The following is a 19,076-nucleotide window of genomic DNA, read 5'->3' as shown; positions in this document are numbered from 1 at the left end:
TTAGTTGCGTGTTTAAGCAACTAATTTAGTAAACAAAAACGAACGCGAGAAAATTCCGAAGGAATTTTCCAAATAAGCACTTGCCAAAGCAATTAATTATACACGGTGTTGTAAACAGTTTTTATTCCCAAGTATAAGTGATGATTTCGGAATAGGTATTTGTGTTAATAATGTTTATCCTTTTTGAAATAATGTAACCATTTATATCAAATGAATAATCAATATAATCCCTATAATTCCATCCGTTGAATTGATACCACTGAATTCTTTCTGGATACCTATTCCCTTGCTGATTTACAAGAACTTCTTTCAATTGAAAAAAACTACTACTATTAAACAAAACATTATAATCAAAAAGAGCATTGAAGTGTGTATTTTTTTCTTTATTACCATAAACAACGTTTAAATCAATATCAGTTGTATCATAAAGTCCCGGTTCGTAGGGTCCACTTCCTGAAATACAATTGCCTTCATTGTCATAAGTGAATACCATATCTGATACTAATTCATTCGAATTAAAAATTTTGACTCCTGTAATTAAATTGTTTGATAACGTTAATTCTACTATACGATTACTTATATCATCATAAATAATAGTAATAGAATTATTTCCATATGTTACCATTCTATTTGAGTTATTTTGATAATTTAAAGTACCATCATCTGCATTGTACACATTAAATATTTCTTCAATATTTGAAATTTTGTTATCGTTGTTATATGTTATTTTTTTAATCATTTCAAAGTTTGAATTATCATCATTATATTGATAATCTATTACTTGAATAAGATTATTAGAACTGTTATAGCCATAAGAACTTTCAACTAATCCATTTTCATCATTTATTTCAATTAAATTATCATTTGTATCATATACTAAGTTTTGAGTAAGTCTAACTTGACCATTAACATTATAAATAATTTTTGTTAGTTTTTTTTGAGAATTGCTATTGTCACCGTTATCAGATGAGCAACATATTAATGTTAATCCGAGTATTATTCCAAAATAAATATTTAAATTTTTCATTTCGTCAAAATGTTTTGTACTGAAAAATGGCTATAGGTCAAAATTGTTTACAACGTGTTTGGCTATGGTTTCGTTGCGTGTTTGAGCAACTAATTTAGTAAACAAAAACCTAATATAAAATCCGCGAGGATTTTCGTAAGTAGGCTAGAACTAGCAATAAATTATATACGGTGTTGTGTGCAGTTTTTATTCTGATATTCTTTTCTTCAAATCCATTCTTTCGTGCAATATTCTCGTTATTTCAACATAATTTTCATTCAAAGTTCTGTAGAATATTATATGTCGATTTGTATTCATTCCGAGAAGTTGCTTTGATATTCCATCGTAGAATTTTCCGATGTCTGGGTTTTCTGCAATTTCTTGACAATTAGAAATCAGTTCAGCGTAATATTTGTCAGCTTGTTTTTCCGACCAAACCTCAAAGGTATAATCCCAAATCTTTGATAAATCCTCAACAGCTTTGTTGGTCAATTTATATTTAGCCATTCGAGTGCTTTTTCGCTTTTAGAGATTCAAGATGTTTTTTTGGGTCAAAGTCGTGAGCTATTCCGCTGTCAATTCCTTCTTGAATAGCTTTTTTCAATGCAGTTACTTTACTTTCTTCTTCTTCTAAAAGTCTTAATCCTGCACGAATAACTTCGCTAACGTTCTTAAACCTTCCTTCGCTTATGCTATTTTGCACGAATTGGTCAAAATAACTTCCAAGTGATATAGATGTGTTTTTGTTCATTTGAGTACTAATTTATCTCAAATATACCAAAAATTGGTATAATAACCAAATTCCACAAATTGCACACAACGGTTTTGTGTATGAAAAGTAGCGGATTTTACTCACGGACTTTTCGGTTTGGTACTGCCTTAAATTTATAAAATTCATTTTCGATTAAGCACTTAAACCGCTATTTTTTATATACGTTGTTGTACGCTGGCTTTTTTCCTTTTCTATTATTCTACATTGTTCAAATTCCATTTCGGGATAAGCTTCATTTGCCCAATCACTTAACTTTCTTAAAACGGGCAAAAGTCCAATTGCTTTTTCAGTCAACGAGTATTCAACTCTTGGTGGAATTTCAGCAAAGGACTGTCTTAAAAGTAATCCATCATTTTCCAATTCTTTCAATTGATTAGTCAGTACTTTTTTTGAGATTGTAGGTATAAGTGCATTTAACATTCCAAATCGCATAGAACCATTAGATAGTAAATATAAGATAATCGGTTTCCATTTGTTTCCAATTATGTTCATCGTATGCACAAGGGAACAAGCATTCGGGTTGTCTATATATTTTCTTGCCATTAGTTACTTTTTGGTTACCACTATTTGTTCAAATGAAAGTATAATAGTTTCTTTTTTAAACTAATATTAGTTTCTTTGCGATACAAATATAATTAAAATTTTAAAATGAAAAATATTTTTATAATCAACGGTCATCAGAAATATCCATTTTCTGAAGGAAAATTAAACGCAACTTTAACTGAAAAAGCGGAAAGCTACTTTAAGAGCAATGGTTACAATATCAAGAAAACTACAATGGAAGGCGATTATGATGTCAATGAAGAAATCGAAAAATTCAAATGGGCAGATGTGGTCTTTTTTCAAACACCATTGAACTGGATGGGTGTAAGTTGGTCGTTTAAAAAATACATTGATGAAGTATTTTCGATGGGTATGATGGGCGAAATGTCTGATGGTGATGGCAGAAGTAAAGAAGCACCGAAGAAGAATTACGGATTAGGTGGAAAGTTAAATGGAAAGTATATGATGTCAGTAACCGCTAATGCACCAAAAGAAGCTTTCAATAATCCAGAGGAATCATTTTTTAATGGAATAAGCGAAGATGAACTTTTAAAACCAATGCATCTAAATTTTAAGTGGTTTGGTTTTGAACCATTACCAACATTTATGGCATATGATGTAATGAAAAATCCAGAAATAGAGAATGATTTTAATCGTTTTGAAAATCATTTAAAAGCAAACTTTTAAAGTATTTATTATGAATAGACCAACGCCAAAACATATAGCATCAGATTTACAATTTCCATTATTAGATGGAAACCAATGGGTTTTAGCAGACCAAAGACCAGATAATTTTACTTTGGTTGTTTTTTATCGAGGATTGCATTGTCCACTATGCAAAAAGTATTTACAACAATTACAAGAATTGCTACCGGAATTTGAGCAAAGAGGTGTTAATGTAGTAGCTGTAAGTATGGATACTGAAAAGAGAGCAAGACTTTCTCGTCAAAAGTGGGAATTGTCTAATCTTACTTTGGGCTATAGTTTATCTGAAAAATCAGCAAGAGATTGGGCTTTGTATTTAAGTGCAGGTGTAAAAGATGGTGAACCAAGTGAGTTTAGTGAACCAGGATTATTTTTAATTGACAATAATAATCAAGTTTATTATTCAGCTATAAACAGTAACCCTTGGGGAAGACCATATTTGCCGTCATTTGTAAAAGCAGTTGATTATATCGTTCAGTCAGGCTATCCTGCAAGAGGTGAAATGCTATAAATCTGTCATATGGATATAAAGACAAAAGAAAGATTGATAAAATTGGCAGAAGAAGAAATCCCAATTCATAAACATTTTGGATTAAAAGTTGAAATTGTTGAAAAGGATTTCATCAAAGTACGAGTACCATTTAGAAAAGATTTAGTCGGTGATATTCGCACTAATCATTGGCACGGCGGAATTATTGCTACAATTTTAGATTCTGTTGGTGGCGCCATAGGAATTGCCAATTTCAATTCGCCAGAAGATAAACTGTCAACAATAGACTTGAGAGTAGATTATTTGAGATTTGCAGATGGAAATGATTTAGTTTTTGAAGGAAAATTGGTCAGAATGGGAAATCGAATAATGGTGACCAAAATGAAAGCTTTACAGGAGAATATATTAATAGCTGAAGGTAAAGGAGTATATGATTTTATACGTGCTAAAAAATAGTTTCTATTGAAGAAAACATTTAAATATTTAGTTCAGAATAGGCATGCCACATGGTTGGAGCTTTTTTTTGATTTGGTTTTTGTATCCAGTATAGGTATTGTTACGCATCAACTTGCACATACGCATCATAACCATATAGACCCTAAACAAATTTGGATGTTTCCTCTTCAATTCCTATCTATTTGGTGGATTTGGACGCTGCACACCTTATTTGCTAATCGTTTTGACACAGATAGTAGGTACCATAGAATTTCAAGTTTGGCTATCATGTTTTTAATGATAACAATGACTGCCTTTTTAGGCAGTGATTTATTTGAAAACTATGGGTTGTTTATTGGCTTTTATGCAGTTATTCAAATCATTATAGCAGGCCTGTATATTAATTCTACTAAAGCACTTAATGAGTCAAAAGAGTATGCTAGTAAATGCGGTATAATTATAATTATTGGAACAATTATTATTGGTACTTCATTTCTCTTCCCTGATCCTTACAGAGAAATTACTTTAGTTTTAGGAATCGTCTTTGAAATGATAGCTTTTATTCTTGTAAGCAAAAACAAGAATGTACCTCCAGTACATAAAGAGCATTTAGTTGAAAGAATTGGTCTTCTTTCCATTATACTTTTAGGTGAATCTATTATTAGTTTAACAACAGCCTTAAGAGATATTAATTGGGATGCATTGAGTGTCATTGCTGCCGTAACTGGATTTATAATGATAGGATTAATCTGGTGGATTTATTATGATAGCTTTCATGTAATGGAAAGATTAAAAGCAATGAAGAATGGTTTTACTCTTATTTATTCTCACTTCTTTCTTGCTATGGGATTTGTAATATTAGCTAATGTCATCAGACATGCTATTTTGAATGATTTAAACCAAAACGATTTTAGGGTACTGGCAATAGTAGGAATGTGTTTCTTTTATGTAGGAAAACAAACCATATATTTTAAATTTTTACCACCTTTTAGAAAACCTATAGTTATCAATACACTTATTTGTGTTTTTATAACAGTGGGTTCAACGTTTCTTTCAAAAATTGAATATGCACTTATAGGTATAACAATTGGAATGTTATACTACACAATAGGGAATTTTAAGTTTACATTGACAAAGGACGTGTCGAGGTTTTTGGATTAATAAAGATTTGAAACAGTCTTTCAGCTTGCGTACAACGTGTTTGTGTATGGTTAGTTGCGTGGTTAAGCACCTAATTTAGCAAATAAATCACAGATAGAATATTCCGCAGGAATGTTCGTAAGTCGGCAGTGACCAAGCAATTAATTATACACGGTGTTGGCAAATCGTTATTATTCTTTTTCGGTTTCTATTTTTGGTAATAACTCTTTTCCATTCCATTCTAAAACTCTTCTGGTCGCTTTACTTTCAGTCCATTCCGTTTCATATTCTTTAGTTTCACCAATTTCGCTTATGTAAACTATTTTTCCTTTTATACCATCTTTTTCGTTTGGAAAAATGTACTCTTCAATGAACCAATATAAATCAGCGTCCGCAACTTGAGTATAATCAATTGCTTTTATTAATTCATTACCATCATAGAATAAATAAATTCCGCCACCATTCACTCCACAAGATTCTGCGAGGTAATCAATTTCAAATATGTTTATTATATTTTCAAGTCCTTTATTTCCGGTTACTTTTATTGAAAATTCTCCAGTCATAAGTTGAGAAACATTCTCTTTAAAATCTAGTCCGTTTTCAAAAACCCTTGTTTTAGCAAACAATTTAAGTCCGTCCTTTTTCAAGGAAACCAAATAAGTCAAATTTCCATTAGTTGCTTTATCAAGTGAGATTAGGCTTCCGAGTACGAATCCAACTTTATCTTTTGTTTTTATTTTGTACCAAGGTGATTCAATTCCGTCGAATTGCATTGTAGAATTTGACTTTTCTACTATTTCAATTTGTTCTCCAATTTTTAAAAGTAATAAAACATCAGATTCAGTATTTGGTTGTTCACGAAGTTTAACGTCATTACCAAACATATAGGCAATTTCACCATTTTTGAATTCATAGTTTTCAGAAAGGTATTTAGTATCTTGACCAAATCCAATTTTGAAAATAAGTAGGAATATTAATAGTAGTTTGTTCATTTTCTAATGTTTGCCAACGTTTCTGTATAAGAATAGTGCGGTTTTGCGTGCGAGGAATTTCCGCAGGAAATTCAGAAGTAGCAAAAGTGGACTATTCGTTGATTTAGCACTTAACTAAGCATTATTTTTATACGTTGTTAGCAGCTGTTTTTTATTTTCGGTTCATAATTATTCGGGATAAAAACTTCATTTTCCGATTTCTCAATTAAAATCCCTAATAAAGTTTGAATTTCGTCAGTTTTATATTCTGTCGTTTTTATTGAAATTCCAGATTTTGATTTGAAGTCGATTTTTAAATTTTTGCTAAATCGGTCAAATCGGATTTGAGTGAGTTCAGTCAGATTCCGCTTTTGAGTCCAACGCTTATTTAAAATCAATTCATTGTCTTTGATGAAAAGTGTAAATGGTTTTTTCTTTTTGTAAATAAACCACATAATCAATTCAGTTATTGGAAATGTCCAAAATATTAAAATTAAGAATATTACATCTTTATAATTGTCATTGATAAAAGACAGTAACAGTGTCCATGCAATTGCGTTTATTAATTCAAAAATGCCAATTACTTTTCTTTGACTTCGCATTTTAAAGTCAGATTCATAATTTTTATTCAGAACAGAATATTCCCAAAGAACTGTTGTCAGTAAAATTGAAACAACCAATGCAAAATTCAGAACAAGATGAAATTCAGTTTCCATTATTTGTCCGTAAGTCAAGATGATTATAAGTAATATTAATGTTATAAAATACTTCATTCGTTGTTGGTCTGTTCAAATTGCTGCTAACGGTTTTGTGTATGGTTAGTTGCGTGTTTAAGCAACTAATTTAGTAAACAAAAACGAACGCGAGAAAATTCCGAAGGAATTTTCCAAATAAGCACTTGCCAAAGCAATTAATTATACACGGTGTTGGCAATAGTTTTTTATTCATTTATTTTTTCCCTTAATGAACTAATAAAAGTTAAGAACTTCATTCTCATTTTGCATTCAGGACAAAACTTATCTTTTTCCATTTTGGGTTTGTCAATCTCTGTTATAAAGTTCATGTTTTCAAATCCGATTGTCGTACTATCCTTGAATCCTAGGAAGTCAGATTTGTATGAGCCAAAATCGATTTTGCATAAATCACATAGTTGAAGAGTCAAGCCGTCATACAAGTCATAAACATTGAACTTTCCTCCAATTACATTAAACTTTTTAACTTCATTCTCAAAATGTCCACAATCATGACAAGGCGTGCAATCAATTGACTCCATTTCAGAATAGCACAAAGGACACTGCTCTTTTTTCATGTATAGTCGAATTCTTTTATTTCTCCAATAAATTCAAAATTTTCCGATTTTTCTATGGAACGAGAAATTGAAAAAGGTTCAGAAATCCAATTGTTTTTTAATAGGTATTTTTTGATTTCTTCATCAAGTTCTTTTTCAGCTCTAAACCTTGGATTGACAAAATCTTTGAATTTCTCAAAATAATAGTTCAGTTTATATTTATAAGCAGACTTGGTAATTACAAAAACCCGATTTTGAGTTTGGCTATATTTAATATCGTCTCGTAAAACAATTTTAATTCTCCAAAAAACTGGCTTGTGTTCTTTAAAACAAATCAAGTTTCCAATTGGTGTTTCTAAAGTTCCGCCAAACTCATTTTTTATATAATGTCGTATTTCGGCAACAATGACATTTTCATTCCTTTCTTTCCATAAAAACAGGTATTTGTCTAAAAGGATTGTGTTTTTCATAAATTATTGCCAACGGTCTCGTATAACCGTCAGTTACGGGTTAATATACGCAGGCTTTTCGGTTTTGCACAGGCTTTAGCAATTCCGAGTGGATTCGGACGTAGTCGAATCCGCCGTAATTGCGGTTATACATTGTTGTAAAACGTTTTTTATTCATCTACAACTCCAATAAATTTTAAATATTCAATTTCGGTATCATAGATTTCGAGTAAGTCTTCTTTTGTTAAGTCAACTTTTTCTTGATTCAGAGCATATTCCACAAGTTCATTAACATCTAATTCAACATTTGATTCAGTTTCGTTTTCAGAATTCGGATTCTCGGAAATCAGTCCAATATTATTCATATAGTTTTCTTCCGCAAGTAATGCGTCACGAATTAAATTCAAGTCAGATGCTTTTTTGTTCAGTTTTAATGCGATAAAACAAGTTGCTTCGTTTAAATCATAGATTTGTTTTCCAACATTATTCTCATTTACAGAACAAATTGATTGATTTATCAAAACTGGTTTTTCAGATGAGCCATAATTATCAGCTTTCTTGCCCATAGCAGTTCCTATAAAAATCATAACTCCGATTAATATTAAACTCCCAATTCCGAGAATAACTAATAATATGTCCAGTACTTTCTTCAAATGTTTTACAACGTTCTCGCATATGACCTGCGCCGATATTTATTAAAACAGGATACACGAAAATTTATTTAATTGAAAGGTAATAAATTTTTGGGTAAGGGTAGAGGCGTGGGTTATATGCGTTGTTGCCCGTAGTATTTTATTTTAATTCATATAATCGGTTGTCAAAATCCTCCATAAGAAAGACTTTCTCAAAAGTTGTTTCAAAATTCAATTTTAAATCATTTCTAACATAAAATGAATGCTCTCCAACTCCACCAATTAGCAATAATAACCATTGTTTACAGTTCGTATTGCTAATATATTTTTCAACCTTATTTTCTTTTTTTTCTATCGCTGTCATTAGTCTATTCTCATCAAGTGTAGGAACCATATAAGCTCCGAAATTCACATTTATACTTTTTTGTGAATGAGGCATTTTCATTAAATCATCGAATAGATTATTTTCGATTACAGTATCGTTAAGGACAAATTCTCTAATAACATCAATAAATATTTTTAAGATTTTATTCTTGTCTTTATTAGAAAATGAAATGTCTTTTCTTATATAACAGTTAACTAAAAAATTCGGTATTTCGGATTCCTTTTCAAACTCACGTTCAGCAAGTAAGGCTAGATTATCGAAAAAACCTGTCCTTTGAAGAATTTCATCAACGAATATTGATTGATGCTCAAGTCCAATATTTATAGAACCATCAGTTATTATGAAATCCGGTTGTTCTCTTGATTCAGAAATATTAAAATCAGGGAAGTATGTACATAAAAATTTCCCTACTTGACACAGTTCCAAAATTTTTTGTTTCTCACTTTGATTGAACCTATCTAAACCCTCGACAAGATGATTTATTTTTTCTCCTAAACAGTCATTAAGAGAGACTTTATTTTCTTTAGGTTTGAGTAAGTTCATATTACGGGCAACGGTATTGTGTAAGGAACGTTGCGGTTTTGTATGCGAGGATTTTCCGCAGGAAAATCAGAAGCTAGCAAAAGAGCAACGACCAAACGATCGAACTAAAATAAGCAATGTTTTTTACACGGTGTTACCATACGTACTTTATTCAGTTATTATTTCTTTCCACCTTTCAGATTCCGCAAACTGCTTTACAATTCGATTCCGTTCAGTTAGCAATTCAGTCATATATTTTTTGAGAAACAACTTGTCAACTATTTTTCCTAAAATTCCAAAAGGTGATTTATAATCAAAAAAGTCAGTCATCAAAGTTCCGCCATTCAATTCCGCAAAGTGGTGTTCGTGCTTAAATTCTTTGAAAGCTCCTTTTACCATTTCATCCGCAAAGTATTTTGGTCGGTCATATTCCGTGATTTTGGAAGTCAGATTTTGATAGATTCCAAAGTGTTTTGCTCTCCACGTTACACTTTCGTCCATTCTGATTAATCCGCTTGTTTTTCCGGCGATTGCTTCCTCATTCGTGTGTTCAGTCGATATTTTGTGTAAATCTATACTTCGAGACAGGTCAAACACGATATTTCTCTCGGCTTTTATTTCTGTTTGAAGTTCAATTCTCGGCATTGTTTGGGTATGTATGGTAACGTGTTCGTGTATGGCTCGTGCCGTTTTCCAGCAAGAGTGAGTTACACGGGATTTATTTAGTTTAAAGGTAAATAAATTCCAGTGTATTCAAAGGCATGAGTTATACACGTTGTTGTAAGTAGTTTTTTCTTTCCGTTACTAATTCCGTTAATTTATTCAGTTTTATTTGGTCAATTTTTTCCCAATCAGTTTTGTCAAATTCCAACGTACTGAACTTTTTCAAACTCCGATACATTGGTAAAATCACAGACTCAAAATCTCCAGTCAGTTCATAAATCAGATTTCGGTTTTCTGTTATTCCTCCACTTTTTGAAATATTCAGATCAATTCCTTTTCCGATTTGTTTTAATTCAAAGAAATAACATTCAGGTTCCAAATTCCAACATATTTCCGTTTCGATTCCGTTCATTGCTAAAATCAGAGATTCGCAAAGTTTGTCAGTCGGATTTTCAGGAATATTTGATGCATTAAATTCCAATTTAAAATCCGTAGATTTTAAATCAATCGGAAGCCATCCATTTTTCGGATTTCCTAAATTCAGTTCTATTTTTCTTGGTTTGGTCAAATTACTTACAACGTGTTTGTGTATGGTTAGTTGCGTGTTTCAGCACCTAATTTAGTAAACAAAAACGAACGCGAGAAAATTCCGAAGGAATTTTCCAAATAAGTACTTGCCAAAGCAATTAATTATACACGTTGTTGGCTGTAGTTATTTTTGTTATCAGTTTTTGATTAAAAATTTAATAACTGATTTATGTGCTTTCCTTTCAGTTGCTAATTCAAAATGATTAGCACCTTTGATTTCCAAATATTCTCCATTAGGTAAAGTTTGAGCAACTTTTTGCCCTTTTCCAAGTACCAAATCCATTTCACCACTAATTATCAGAGTTGGAACTTCAATTTTGGCAGCATTTTCTGCAGTTAGAGTAGAATACTTTCCAAGACTCATGGCAATCATAGATTCTCTATCTAATCCAACTTCATTTAAAAAATTCCAATAAGCAGATACATGTTTTGGTAAATGGTTTGGGAAGCTATCATATGAAAATACTTTTGCAAAGCCTGGTAAAAGATTTTCTAAAATGTATGGAGGAACTCCAATAAGTCCATCACCTGTTGCCATCAAAACCGCTTTTGAAAAATATTCAGGATGCTTACTTAATAAATCAAAAGCTATTAGTGTTCCCATTGAATATCCAATTAAACACACATTATTTAAATCTAAATGCTTAATTAAATTAATTACATCATTTGAGAAGTTCGTTGTTCCATAAAAGTTTGGATCATTACTTTTATCACTTTCTCCGTAACCACGAAAATTAATACCAATTACTTGAAATCCGTTTTCTGTTAAAGTCTCAATCCATCCAGTTTGTACATAGTTATAATTGAAATCAACTGCTCCACCGTGAAGAAGTACTATTGGTTTTCCTTTGCCGTGAACTTCATAGCTTATTGTAACTTTATTTGTTGTGAATTTCGGCATTTATCTTCTTGTTTAGATGTTCCCTTTAATTACTGCCAACGGTTTGTATATGGTTTGTTGCGTGTTTTAAGCACCTAATTTAGCAAATACAAACCGAATAGAAAATCCGCGAGGATTTTCGTAAGTAGGCTAGAACTAGCAATAAATTATATACGTTGTTGTAAACAGTACTTTATTCCCATTTTGCTATTAATTCCGCCACTCCTTTTTCAATTCCGCTGTAATAATCTCCATTTTTAAATTCAGGAATAATGGTTTGGTCAATTATGTTTTTACAAATTTCGTCCGTCAGAATCTTTTCAGTTCCAAGTCCTGTTGAAATCCTTATTTTTCTCAAGTTTTTGCTGAAAACAATAGAAAGTCCATTGTTCATTTCTTTTAATCCAATTCCGTTATAATTCGATAAGTCAACCGCAAACTTGTCAAAATCCGTATAACTTCCGATTGATTTTATGGAAACGATAGCTATTTGATTAGATGTGTTTTTCTTAAATTCCCTAATCATTAAAGTCAATTTTTCCAGTTGCTCAACAGTAAAAATTAGTTCAAAGTCATTTACTTCTCTTTTTAATTTCGGCAAATCACTTTCTCCTAAATCAAATTCCGAAAATTCAACTTTTGGTGGATTAGTATTCGGTTCTGTTTTTTCGATTTGCTTTGTTTTACAACTATAAATTGTCAAAAAAGCAAAGAATATTATTTTGAATATCAGTTTCATTCGTATTGTTTACAACGTTTATGTATATGGAAAGTTGCGTGTTTGTGTGCGAGGATTTTCCGAAGGAAAATCAGAAGCTAGCAAACAAAGCAACTAACATTGGTTAAGCACAAAATAGCAATTTTTTATATACTGTGTTGTAAAACGTATTTATCTTAATTTCAGTTCAATTTTGGAAATCTTTTCATTTTTATAATATAGTACGTAATCAGCATCTTTATTTTCTACTAAAATTCCAAAAAACAATTCAGCTGTAAAATTTTTATACGTAGTTGTACCAAAATAAACTATACTTAAGTTGGGATATTGTTCATTTCCAAAATTTACAGGTACTTCAAAATTTTGATAATCTTCTACATTAAAATCATTGAAAAGATCTTTTTGTTCTGGATCAAATTCTGGAACATTTCTAAGCTCTTTTCCCTTTTTATCAAAAAGCTTAGTTTTTAAATATGGAACATATTCTGGAAATCCAACAACACCTGCATAACCTTTATAATCAGCTAACCTATAACGAATCTTATTGTTTATATCCCTTAATGAAAAGGCACTTAAATTAAGTCTGTCTTTTTCTTTAGATTTTATTTTAATTTTTACCATTGTTTTAATCAAATCGCTGGATTTAATCTTAAGCTGGCTACTTTGCATAATGCTAGAATTATCTACCTGTCTAGCTTTTTGAAACTTTATCTGAAAGTTGTCATTAGTAGTAACCTGACTAAAAAGTATAGAAGAAAATAATAAAGTAATTAAGTTAAAAATAGTTTGTCTCATTATATATGTTTTACAACGGTCTCGGCTATGAGTAGTTGCGTGGGTTAGCACTTAACTTCGCAAGTACGCACCGAACAGAAAATCCGCGAGGATTTTCAGAATTAGGCGAGAACCAGCAATTACTTATAGCCATTGTTGGCAACTGCTATTTTTTAATATATGTTAACGCTTCTATAACTATAAAATCCGCTAATGTTATTTAAGATAGATTCATTTTTGTTATCAACATTGATTTTATATAAAGTTCCTATATCTACAAGTACTTCATTGGTTTCACTAAGAAAAATAATTTCTGAGTCAGAAAAATAATTTAGATTATCAAACTCTTTTAATATGTCAATTTCTTCTCCATGACTTATGTTTACTTCAACAATCCCATAGAAAGTAACTTCTCCAATATTAGGGTCATAAGTTCTCTTAACTGCAAACATTCGACCATTTCTCCCAATTGTAGCTGATTCATAAGGATTGATGCTTACAGTTTCTTTTGTCCCAGAAGTAACATTAATTTTTATTAATTGGTCAATTGCATTGGATACAAAAGAAGTCCTTCTAGGAATCAATAACTCATCTGTATCATTTGAATACAATATTCCATATACACCTGTCCTATCATTACTTGGTGCATCTTCTAATGCATCAAATATTTCTAGAGTTGAAACTTTTGAGCCGTTTTCAGCATTAATTTCCACTAGATTTATTGATTGGAGTTGAGTATTAACAACAATACGTTCTAGACCAAATAACTTTCCGTTTCCGGCAATTATTGTGCTGTAATTTTCTGAACTAATGGTGTTTTCTTCTTTGGTATCAATATTGACTTTTATTATTTGCGGACCAATTCCGTTTTCATAAACATTTCTTCTAACAAATAATTCATTGGTAGTATCAAAATATGTAAAATCAAAGTCTACACTAGCTTGCATTGGTTCAAAATCTAAAAATATTGAAGTTGACTGACCATTATTAGGATTTACTTCAACGATTTTTAAATCACTACCAATTCCATCAATAGCAAATAGTTTACTTACTGATTGACTTGGGGTATTTTCATTTCCGTCGTCCGTAGTACAATTAAATTGTAATAGCGTTAATATGATTAATGATGCAATTTTAAAATGAGTTGTTAGTCTTTTTAATTCTTTTTGTTTCATGATTTATTTAGGTTTCTATGGGTCATAGTTGTTGCCAACGTGTTCGTGTATGGAAAGTTGCGTGTTTGTGGGCGAGGATTTTCCGAAGGAAAATCGGAAGCCAGCAAACAGGCAACAGACTTTGTGTTAGCTAAAACTAGCAATTTTTTATACACGGTGTTAGCAAACGTTTTTTAATTCAGAAAAGCGTTAGATTGAATATTATATCCAACTACTTTAATTTTTCCATTTTCGTTTTTGGTCAGCGTGAGTTTGAGTTTTGCACTGTCGTTTTCAAATTCTCCGATGTAACTCAAATTATAAATTCCTTGTTCAATTGCTCCTTCCGAAACCATTGTGTTCCAATCAGCCAATTCCGTACTTTTTAGTCCGCCAAGTTTATTTTGAGTTGACTCAAAAATTTTTATTAAATCCTCTTTTGTTGTTACCTTAAAAAATTCGTCGCCAAAAAGTTTTGTTGCTTGTTCAAAATCAGAGGTTTTCATATAAGCAAAAAGTTCAGTCGTAATTTTTTCGGCATCTTGTTTGTCAGATTCTCGGTTTTGATATTTGTTGCTAAAGTGACAACTTGTTGATAAAATTGGAATAATTAAAATCAGTAATAATTTTTTCATTGAAGTTGGTTTTTAATGTTTGCTAACGTGTTTGTGTATGATTTCGTTGCGTGTTTCAGCAACTAAATTAGCAAACTAAAACGAGCCAGAGGAAATTCCGCAGGAATTTCCAAGTAGGCGAGTACCAGCAATGAATTATACACGGTGTTGTGTGGCGTTATTTTTTTAATTCAGTTATAAATATTGTATACATCAAAGAAATAGCCTCTTTTGCGTCATCGGTCATTATTTCAAAAGGCTGTCTATATCTTTTGTCCGATTTTAAATCAGTCATCATTCTTTGCGTTAAATTGAATTCATGGTCAGTTGGTTTGACATGTGAAAATGGATTTCTTCTTTTCCTTAAAACATCGATTCGCTCAATAAGATATTCATGTAAAATGTTATTCTTTTTAGCATGAGTTACAATAGCTTTTAGACCTCTTTTTGCAATAATATCTAATCCTAATGATTGGTAATGAAGTTGTAATTTTCTTTCAATAAACGCTTGAGAAAGTAAAATAGTCGAAATAAATTCTCCGTTGACAAATGCCATTTTCGCTTCCCCAAATACATACACAGTTTCTGGGTCTGCTAAAATTCCGAATTCTTTTGGGAATATTTTATTTAAAAATTTAAGTCGTTCAAGCCTTTCCTCAAATGTATCTTTATCATATTTTTCAAGTGAGCTTTCTAAACGAGATTTTCTTTTTTTCTTTTTGACGGATTCCCCAAATAAATTTTTTTCTGATTTTCCAGTCATACTTTTTAAATACTAAACATTATTTAAGTAATGAAACATTAGCAAAATATTTTTTACAACTCCTTTTGCTCTCTGTATTTATTAGTGATTTTTTTACTGCAAAATAACCTCCAAGACCAATACCGAGTGCAGTTAATATATTCTTTGCATATTCTTCGGTTAATGCATTTGGGTCGTTAATGAGCATGTAAGATGCTAAAGGGATTACTGTTGCTCTTGCTCCTAAAAGCAATATTTGTTCCGTTAACTCTTTATACGAATTCTTAAAACTTTCGATAAAGGCTTGTTCAGTTAATCCATTCCCAATTGAATCTTCTACATTTTCTATTTGTCTATTAAATTCTGATATTCTATTTCTGTTTTGATTTCGAAATTCAATTAGCTGATTAAAACTAACATTGGAAATATCGGTTGGAATGATTAGTTGCAATATTCCTTTCATAAATTCATTTCTATGTCTAACAGCTGGCTTAAATACTCTTGAGTAATTAGTGTAATGGTCAAATTCTGAATTGTCTGTAATAATGGAACCATTTCTGTCAAAAGAAATTTCTTTAGCAAGATGTGTCATAAAAAGGTAGGCTAATTCTTTTGGTAATAGTAAACCATCAGCATTTTGAACTCCAATCTTATTTTCAACACAAAATTGACCAAACTGATAAGAGAATTTTTCAGAGTAAATTTGAAAATTCCAGTTGAGTTTATTGTTCCAATCTCTTTTTAAATTAATTCGGTTAAATCTACCGCTTGTTCTGTAAGGATGATTTAATATTCTTTCAGCTTGCCAAATTGCCTTTTCGGATGCTCTTTCTCCTTGTTGGAAACTTGGTGAATATAAATCAACCAAATCTGTTTCATTAGAAATCTGTCTATAGTCGTCAGAAATTAAATATTGTCTTTCATAAGGAACAATACTTTCAAATTTTTCTAAATATAAAAGCGAAAATTTTAACCATTCAGTATTTGGCGGTTCGAAACTTGGATAGTATAAATATTTTTTCATTTGTTATTTCATTTTATTATAAAATTCGATGGTATTTTCGATTTTCAATTTTACACTATCATTATGTATACTTTTATTGTGCATTTGAAATGAATCGACTATATCTTTTTCAGAGAGTTCTTTTGTTAATGAGTTTGTCCAGTTAATTACGGTAAAATTTTTTGTAGAACCATTTCTTAAAGGAACATCATATTCAGTTAACGAAATACCATCTTTCATCATATTTATTATATCAAGTGCTTTTGGGTGAGAATCTTTAACATGTGAAATACATGTCTCATGGATTATACAACCAGACCAGTTTTGGATATTTTCCAGTTTATATGCGTTAACAATTCCCTTTCCAATTAAAATTGAAGAATTAATGTTTATTCCGTCTTGAAAGTAGTCTAAACCAGGTATGATTTCATCCAAAGTCATTTCTGTTATTGAGCCATGAACTATTCCACCGCGAAGAGGAATTCCAGCAGTAAATGCATTCCTTATCATGAGACCTGTGAATTGAGAAATCATTACGAAATCGAACAGGGTATTAGATTTTGTCCATAAAACAATACTGTCAGATACTATTGCTAATCTGGGCTTTTCAAGTTTGTATTGAGATATTTCCTCCTGATACATTTGAAAGAAAGAAGCTCCAATTGAATCCCTGAAAACTTGTTTGAAAAGTTTACTTGCAGATTCATTATCAGTGTTGTCAATAAACTCACTGAACCCTAAAATATCTAAAAATGCTATATATGATTTATGACTCAAGTTCTTTTTTCATAATGACACACAACGGTTTTGTGTATGATTAGTTGCGGGAAATCAGAAATGATTTTCCGCCGTGGCACTAAAGTAATTAATTCGAGTGAATTTCCGCCAAGGAAATTCCGTAGCAATTAATTATACACGTTGTTGTACAACGTACTTACTTTTCCGTATCAATTAACCAAGGATAAGTATATTCCGTTGCTTTTTTTAATTCTTTTTTTAATTTCTCTCGGTCTAATTCCAATTCGGAATATTCTGCTCTTTCATAGAGTAGGTTATATGCCGATTGATTAAGTCCGTATCTTTTTAACGTATAAAAGTTCGATTCCGCTTTTTTAGAATTTAGATTGTCATTGTCAAACTCAATTTGTAAAAGGTCAACCAATGTGTCATTTACAAACCGATTTTCATAATTCCTTTGTTTTTTGTCCGATTTCATTGTATTGAATTCTCGGATAATTTCATAAACGACTGAGTCATTTTTCTCCGCTTTTCTGCGATTCCAAAATTCAGCGTAATATTTTGTTTGTAATTCAGGTTTGTTAAAGGTCAATTCTAAACTGTCCGTTAAATTTTTGAAATTCCGTTTTATATAAATTCCTTGAATTAAAAATTCTTTGTCGCTTTTAAAAATCAGATTTTCTAGTTTGTCGTAACCGAATTTTTTAAATGATTCGTGAACCATTATTAGATTTTCAGGTTTTCTAATCCACGAGTTTTTTGTCCAGTCTCCATTTCTCAAATCGAAAAACGAAGGTTTATTTTCTGCGTAAAAATCCAATTCAGATTTCTTATCGGTTTTGCAAGAAAGGAATAAGAAAACTATAAGTGAAAATGTTAGCAGTTTGTTCATTTCGGGTATGTTGTACAACGGCGATGTGTATGGTTAGTTGCGTGTTTCAGCAACTAAGTTAGCAAACTAATCACAGATAGAAAATTCCAGCGGAATTTTCGTAAGTCGGCAGTGACCGAGCAATTAATTATACACGGTGTTGTAAGTAGTTTTAATTGAAACTTAAATCAGATATAAAATTATTAAAGTCACAATTATAAAAAAGATTGCAATAGTTATTAGTTCCTTTTTCCTATGCGATTTTGCCTTTTTACGAATATCACTTTTTAGTATCTCTAATTCAGATTCTGATAGTTTTGGGAAATTATATTCAGGTTTTGAACCAGAACTTTTATAGCTCGACGAATTTCTATCAGACCTTGCTTGTCTTTTTTGGTTTCTTTCTATTTTTCTTGCTAAAGTCGCTTTAAACTGCGACAAACTTCCATCAGCCATTTTTTCTTTCTGTTATTAATTTCGTTAATTTATTCAGTTTTATTTGATCAATTTCTTCCCAATCAGTTTTGTCAAATTCTAATGTACTGAACTTTTTCAAACTCCGATAAATTGGTAAAATCACAGACTCAAAATTCCCATTCAGTTCATAAATCAGATTGCGATTTTCTATTATTCCGCCACTTTTTGAGATAATAAAGTCAATTCCTTTTCTGCTTGATTTTAATTTAAAGAAATAACATTCAGGTTCCAAATTCCAGCAAATTTCCTTTTCCATTCCGTTCATAACTAAAATCAGAGATTCGCAAAGTTTGTCAACCGGATTTTCGGGAATATTTGAGGCATTAAATTCCAATTCAAAATCCTGCGATTTTAATCCAATCGGAAGCCATCCATTTTTAGGATTGCCAAATTTTAGTTCTATTTTCGTTGGTTTGGTCAAATTACTTACAACGTTGTTGTGTATGGTTAGTTGCGTGGTTAAGCAACTAATTTAGTAAACAAACACGAACCCGAGAAAATTCCGAAGGAATTTTC

General features: G+C 31.1%; 27 protein-coding genes. 4 read left to right on the top strand and 23 right to left on the bottom strand.

All coding sequences use genetic code 11. The annotated features are described in order from the left end of the window. Window positions 1-121: 121 nt before the first annotated feature. The 4 genes from O5O44_RS15420 to O5O44_RS15405 all read right to left on the bottom strand — a co-directional run bounded on the left by O5O44_RS15420 (window position 122) and on the right by O5O44_RS15405 (window position 2,321). Window positions 122-1,027 carry a hypothetical protein gene (locus O5O44_RS15420; protein ID WP_289195104.1) on the bottom strand — a complete coding sequence of 302 codons (906 nt, stop codon included), beginning with the start codon at window positions 1,025-1,027 and terminating at the stop codon, window positions 122-124. 186 nt (window positions 1,028-1,213) lie between these two features. After that, the gene (locus O5O44_RS15415; protein ID WP_019387801.1) at window positions 1,214-1,513 is read right to left on the bottom strand and encodes a type II toxin-antitoxin system RelE/ParE family toxin; all 300 of its coding nucleotides are present in this window, start codon (window positions 1,511-1,513) and stop codon (window positions 1,214-1,216) included. Continuing rightward, a complete protein-coding gene (locus O5O44_RS15410) occupies window positions 1,506-1,757 on the bottom strand; it encodes a type II toxin-antitoxin system ParD family antitoxin (protein WP_289195103.1) in 252 nt (83 codons plus the stop codon). Before O5O44_RS15410 ends, O5O44_RS15415 begins: the two co-directional genes overlap by 8 nt. Window positions 1,758-1,910: 153 nt before the next feature. Continuing rightward, window positions 1,911-2,321: a winged helix-turn-helix transcriptional regulator gene (locus tag O5O44_RS15405; protein ID WP_289195102.1), complete on the bottom strand. Its 411-nt coding sequence runs from the start codon at window positions 2,319-2,321 to the stop codon at window positions 1,911-1,913. A 105-nt stretch (window positions 2,322-2,426) separates the two neighbouring features. On the opposite strand from O5O44_RS15405, the gene O5O44_RS15400 reads away from it, so the two are divergent. From O5O44_RS15400 to O5O44_RS15385, 4 genes are read left to right on the top strand one after another with little or no spacing between them, the layout of a single operon-like run. Then, the gene (locus tag O5O44_RS15400; protein ID WP_289195101.1) at window positions 2,427-3,008 is read left to right on the top strand and encodes an NAD(P)H-dependent oxidoreductase; all 582 of its coding nucleotides are present in this window, start codon (window positions 2,427-2,429) and stop codon (window positions 3,006-3,008) included. Between the two features lie 10 nt (window positions 3,009-3,018). Continuing rightward, window positions 3,019-3,537, top strand: coding sequence for a peroxiredoxin-like family protein (locus O5O44_RS15395; RefSeq protein WP_289195100.1), 519 nt, complete (start codon window positions 3,019-3,021; stop codon window positions 3,535-3,537). Window positions 3,538-3,546: 9 nt separating this feature from the next. Continuing rightward, complete coding sequence (locus tag O5O44_RS15390; protein WP_105217437.1) at window positions 3,547-3,972, top strand: hotdog fold thioesterase; 426 nt, start codon at window positions 3,547-3,549, stop codon at window positions 3,970-3,972. A gap of 6 nt (window positions 3,973-3,978) precedes the next feature. Further along, window positions 3,979-5,112: a low temperature requirement protein A gene (locus O5O44_RS15385; RefSeq protein WP_289195099.1), complete on the top strand. Its 1,134-nt coding sequence runs from the start codon at window positions 3,979-3,981 to the stop codon at window positions 5,110-5,112. Between the two features lie 170 nt (window positions 5,113-5,282). Here O5O44_RS15385 and O5O44_RS15380 read toward each other — a convergent pair whose 3' ends face one another. From O5O44_RS15380 to O5O44_RS15290, 19 genes are all read right to left on the bottom strand, one after another. Beyond that, on the bottom strand, window positions 5,283-6,083 hold the full coding sequence (locus tag O5O44_RS15380; RefSeq protein WP_289195098.1) for an SH3 domain-containing protein: 801 nt from the start codon (window positions 6,081-6,083) through the stop codon (window positions 5,283-5,285). Between the two features lie 137 nt (window positions 6,084-6,220). After that, a complete protein-coding gene (locus O5O44_RS15375; protein WP_289195097.1) occupies window positions 6,221-6,778 on the bottom strand; it encodes a hypothetical protein in 558 nt (185 codons plus the stop codon). A 224-nt stretch (window positions 6,779-7,002) separates the two neighbouring features. Beyond that, complete coding sequence (locus O5O44_RS15370) at window positions 7,003-7,371, bottom strand: hypothetical protein (protein ID WP_289195096.1); 369 nt, start codon at window positions 7,369-7,371, stop codon at window positions 7,003-7,005. Further along, complete coding sequence (locus O5O44_RS15365; RefSeq protein ID WP_289195095.1) at window positions 7,368-7,820, bottom strand: hypothetical protein; 453 nt, start codon at window positions 7,818-7,820, stop codon at window positions 7,368-7,370. Before O5O44_RS15365 ends, O5O44_RS15370 begins: the two co-directional genes overlap by 4 nt. Window positions 7,821-7,969: 149 nt before the next feature. Then, complete coding sequence (locus O5O44_RS15360) at window positions 7,970-8,452, bottom strand: hypothetical protein (RefSeq protein ID WP_289195094.1); 483 nt, start codon at window positions 8,450-8,452, stop codon at window positions 7,970-7,972. Between the two features lie 139 nt (window positions 8,453-8,591). Beyond that, entirely contained in the window at window positions 8,592-9,359 is a 768-nt protein-coding gene (locus O5O44_RS15355; protein ID WP_289195093.1) for a hypothetical protein, read from the bottom strand. A gap of 147 nt (window positions 9,360-9,506) precedes the next feature. Further along, window positions 9,507-9,983, bottom strand: a complete 477-nt coding sequence (locus O5O44_RS15350; protein WP_289195092.1) for an SRPBCC family protein — start codon at window positions 9,981-9,983, stop codon at window positions 9,507-9,509. Window positions 9,984-10,104: 121 nt separating this feature from the next. Beyond that, window positions 10,105-10,569: a hypothetical protein gene (locus O5O44_RS15345; RefSeq protein ID WP_289195091.1), complete on the bottom strand. Its 465-nt coding sequence runs from the start codon at window positions 10,567-10,569 to the stop codon at window positions 10,105-10,107. A 156-nt stretch (window positions 10,570-10,725) separates the two neighbouring features. Beyond that, window positions 10,726-11,490 carry an alpha/beta fold hydrolase gene (locus O5O44_RS15340; RefSeq protein ID WP_289195016.1) on the bottom strand — a complete coding sequence of 255 codons (765 nt, stop codon included), beginning with the start codon at window positions 11,488-11,490 and terminating at the stop codon, window positions 10,726-10,728. A 172-nt stretch (window positions 11,491-11,662) separates the two neighbouring features. After that, the gene (locus tag O5O44_RS15335) at window positions 11,663-12,208 is read right to left on the bottom strand and encodes a TPM domain-containing protein (RefSeq protein ID WP_289195017.1); all 546 of its coding nucleotides are present in this window, start codon (window positions 12,206-12,208) and stop codon (window positions 11,663-11,665) included. A gap of 150 nt (window positions 12,209-12,358) precedes the next feature. Next, entirely contained in the window at window positions 12,359-12,982 is a 624-nt protein-coding gene (locus O5O44_RS15330) for a hypothetical protein (protein WP_289195090.1), read from the bottom strand. A 152-nt stretch (window positions 12,983-13,134) separates the two neighbouring features. After that, window positions 13,135-14,136 (bottom strand): hypothetical protein, encoded by a 1,002-nt coding sequence (locus O5O44_RS15325; protein ID WP_289195089.1) that lies wholly within the window; start codon window positions 14,134-14,136, stop codon window positions 13,135-13,137. Window positions 14,137-14,309: 173 nt separating this feature from the next. Next, window positions 14,310-14,750 (bottom strand): hypothetical protein, encoded by a 441-nt coding sequence (locus O5O44_RS15320; RefSeq protein ID WP_289195088.1) that lies wholly within the window; start codon window positions 14,748-14,750, stop codon window positions 14,310-14,312. A gap of 157 nt (window positions 14,751-14,907) precedes the next feature. After that, a complete protein-coding gene (locus O5O44_RS15315; RefSeq protein ID WP_289195087.1) occupies window positions 14,908-15,492 on the bottom strand; it encodes a hypothetical protein in 585 nt (194 codons plus the stop codon). 19 nt (window positions 15,493-15,511) lie between these two features. Beyond that, window positions 15,512-16,495, bottom strand: a complete 984-nt coding sequence (locus tag O5O44_RS15310; RefSeq protein WP_289195086.1) for a hypothetical protein — start codon at window positions 16,493-16,495, stop codon at window positions 15,512-15,514. A 3-nt stretch (window positions 16,496-16,498) separates the two neighbouring features. Further along, on the bottom strand, window positions 16,499-17,251 hold the full coding sequence (locus O5O44_RS15305) for a hypothetical protein (protein WP_289195085.1): 753 nt from the start codon (window positions 17,249-17,251) through the stop codon (window positions 16,499-16,501). A gap of 157 nt (window positions 17,252-17,408) precedes the next feature. Further along, entirely contained in the window at window positions 17,409-18,104 is a 696-nt protein-coding gene (locus O5O44_RS15300) for a hypothetical protein (RefSeq protein WP_289195084.1), read from the bottom strand. Window positions 18,105-18,266: 162 nt separating this feature from the next. After that, on the bottom strand, window positions 18,267-18,539 hold the full coding sequence (locus O5O44_RS15295; RefSeq protein ID WP_289195083.1) for a hypothetical protein: 273 nt from the start codon (window positions 18,537-18,539) through the stop codon (window positions 18,267-18,269). Beyond that, window positions 18,532-18,981, bottom strand: a complete 450-nt coding sequence (locus O5O44_RS15290) for a hypothetical protein (protein WP_289195082.1) — start codon at window positions 18,979-18,981, stop codon at window positions 18,532-18,534. Before O5O44_RS15290 ends, O5O44_RS15295 begins: the two co-directional genes overlap by 8 nt. Window positions 18,982-19,076: the final 95 nt, after the last annotated feature.

It is taken from the genome of Algibacter luteus, from assembly GCF_030344935.1.
GTDB lineage: Bacteria > Bacteroidota > Bacteroidia > Flavobacteriales > Flavobacteriaceae > Arenitalea > Arenitalea lutea.
The sequence above is the reverse complement of the archived record's forward strand: the minus strand, read 5'-3'. Positions and strand labels throughout refer to the sequence as shown.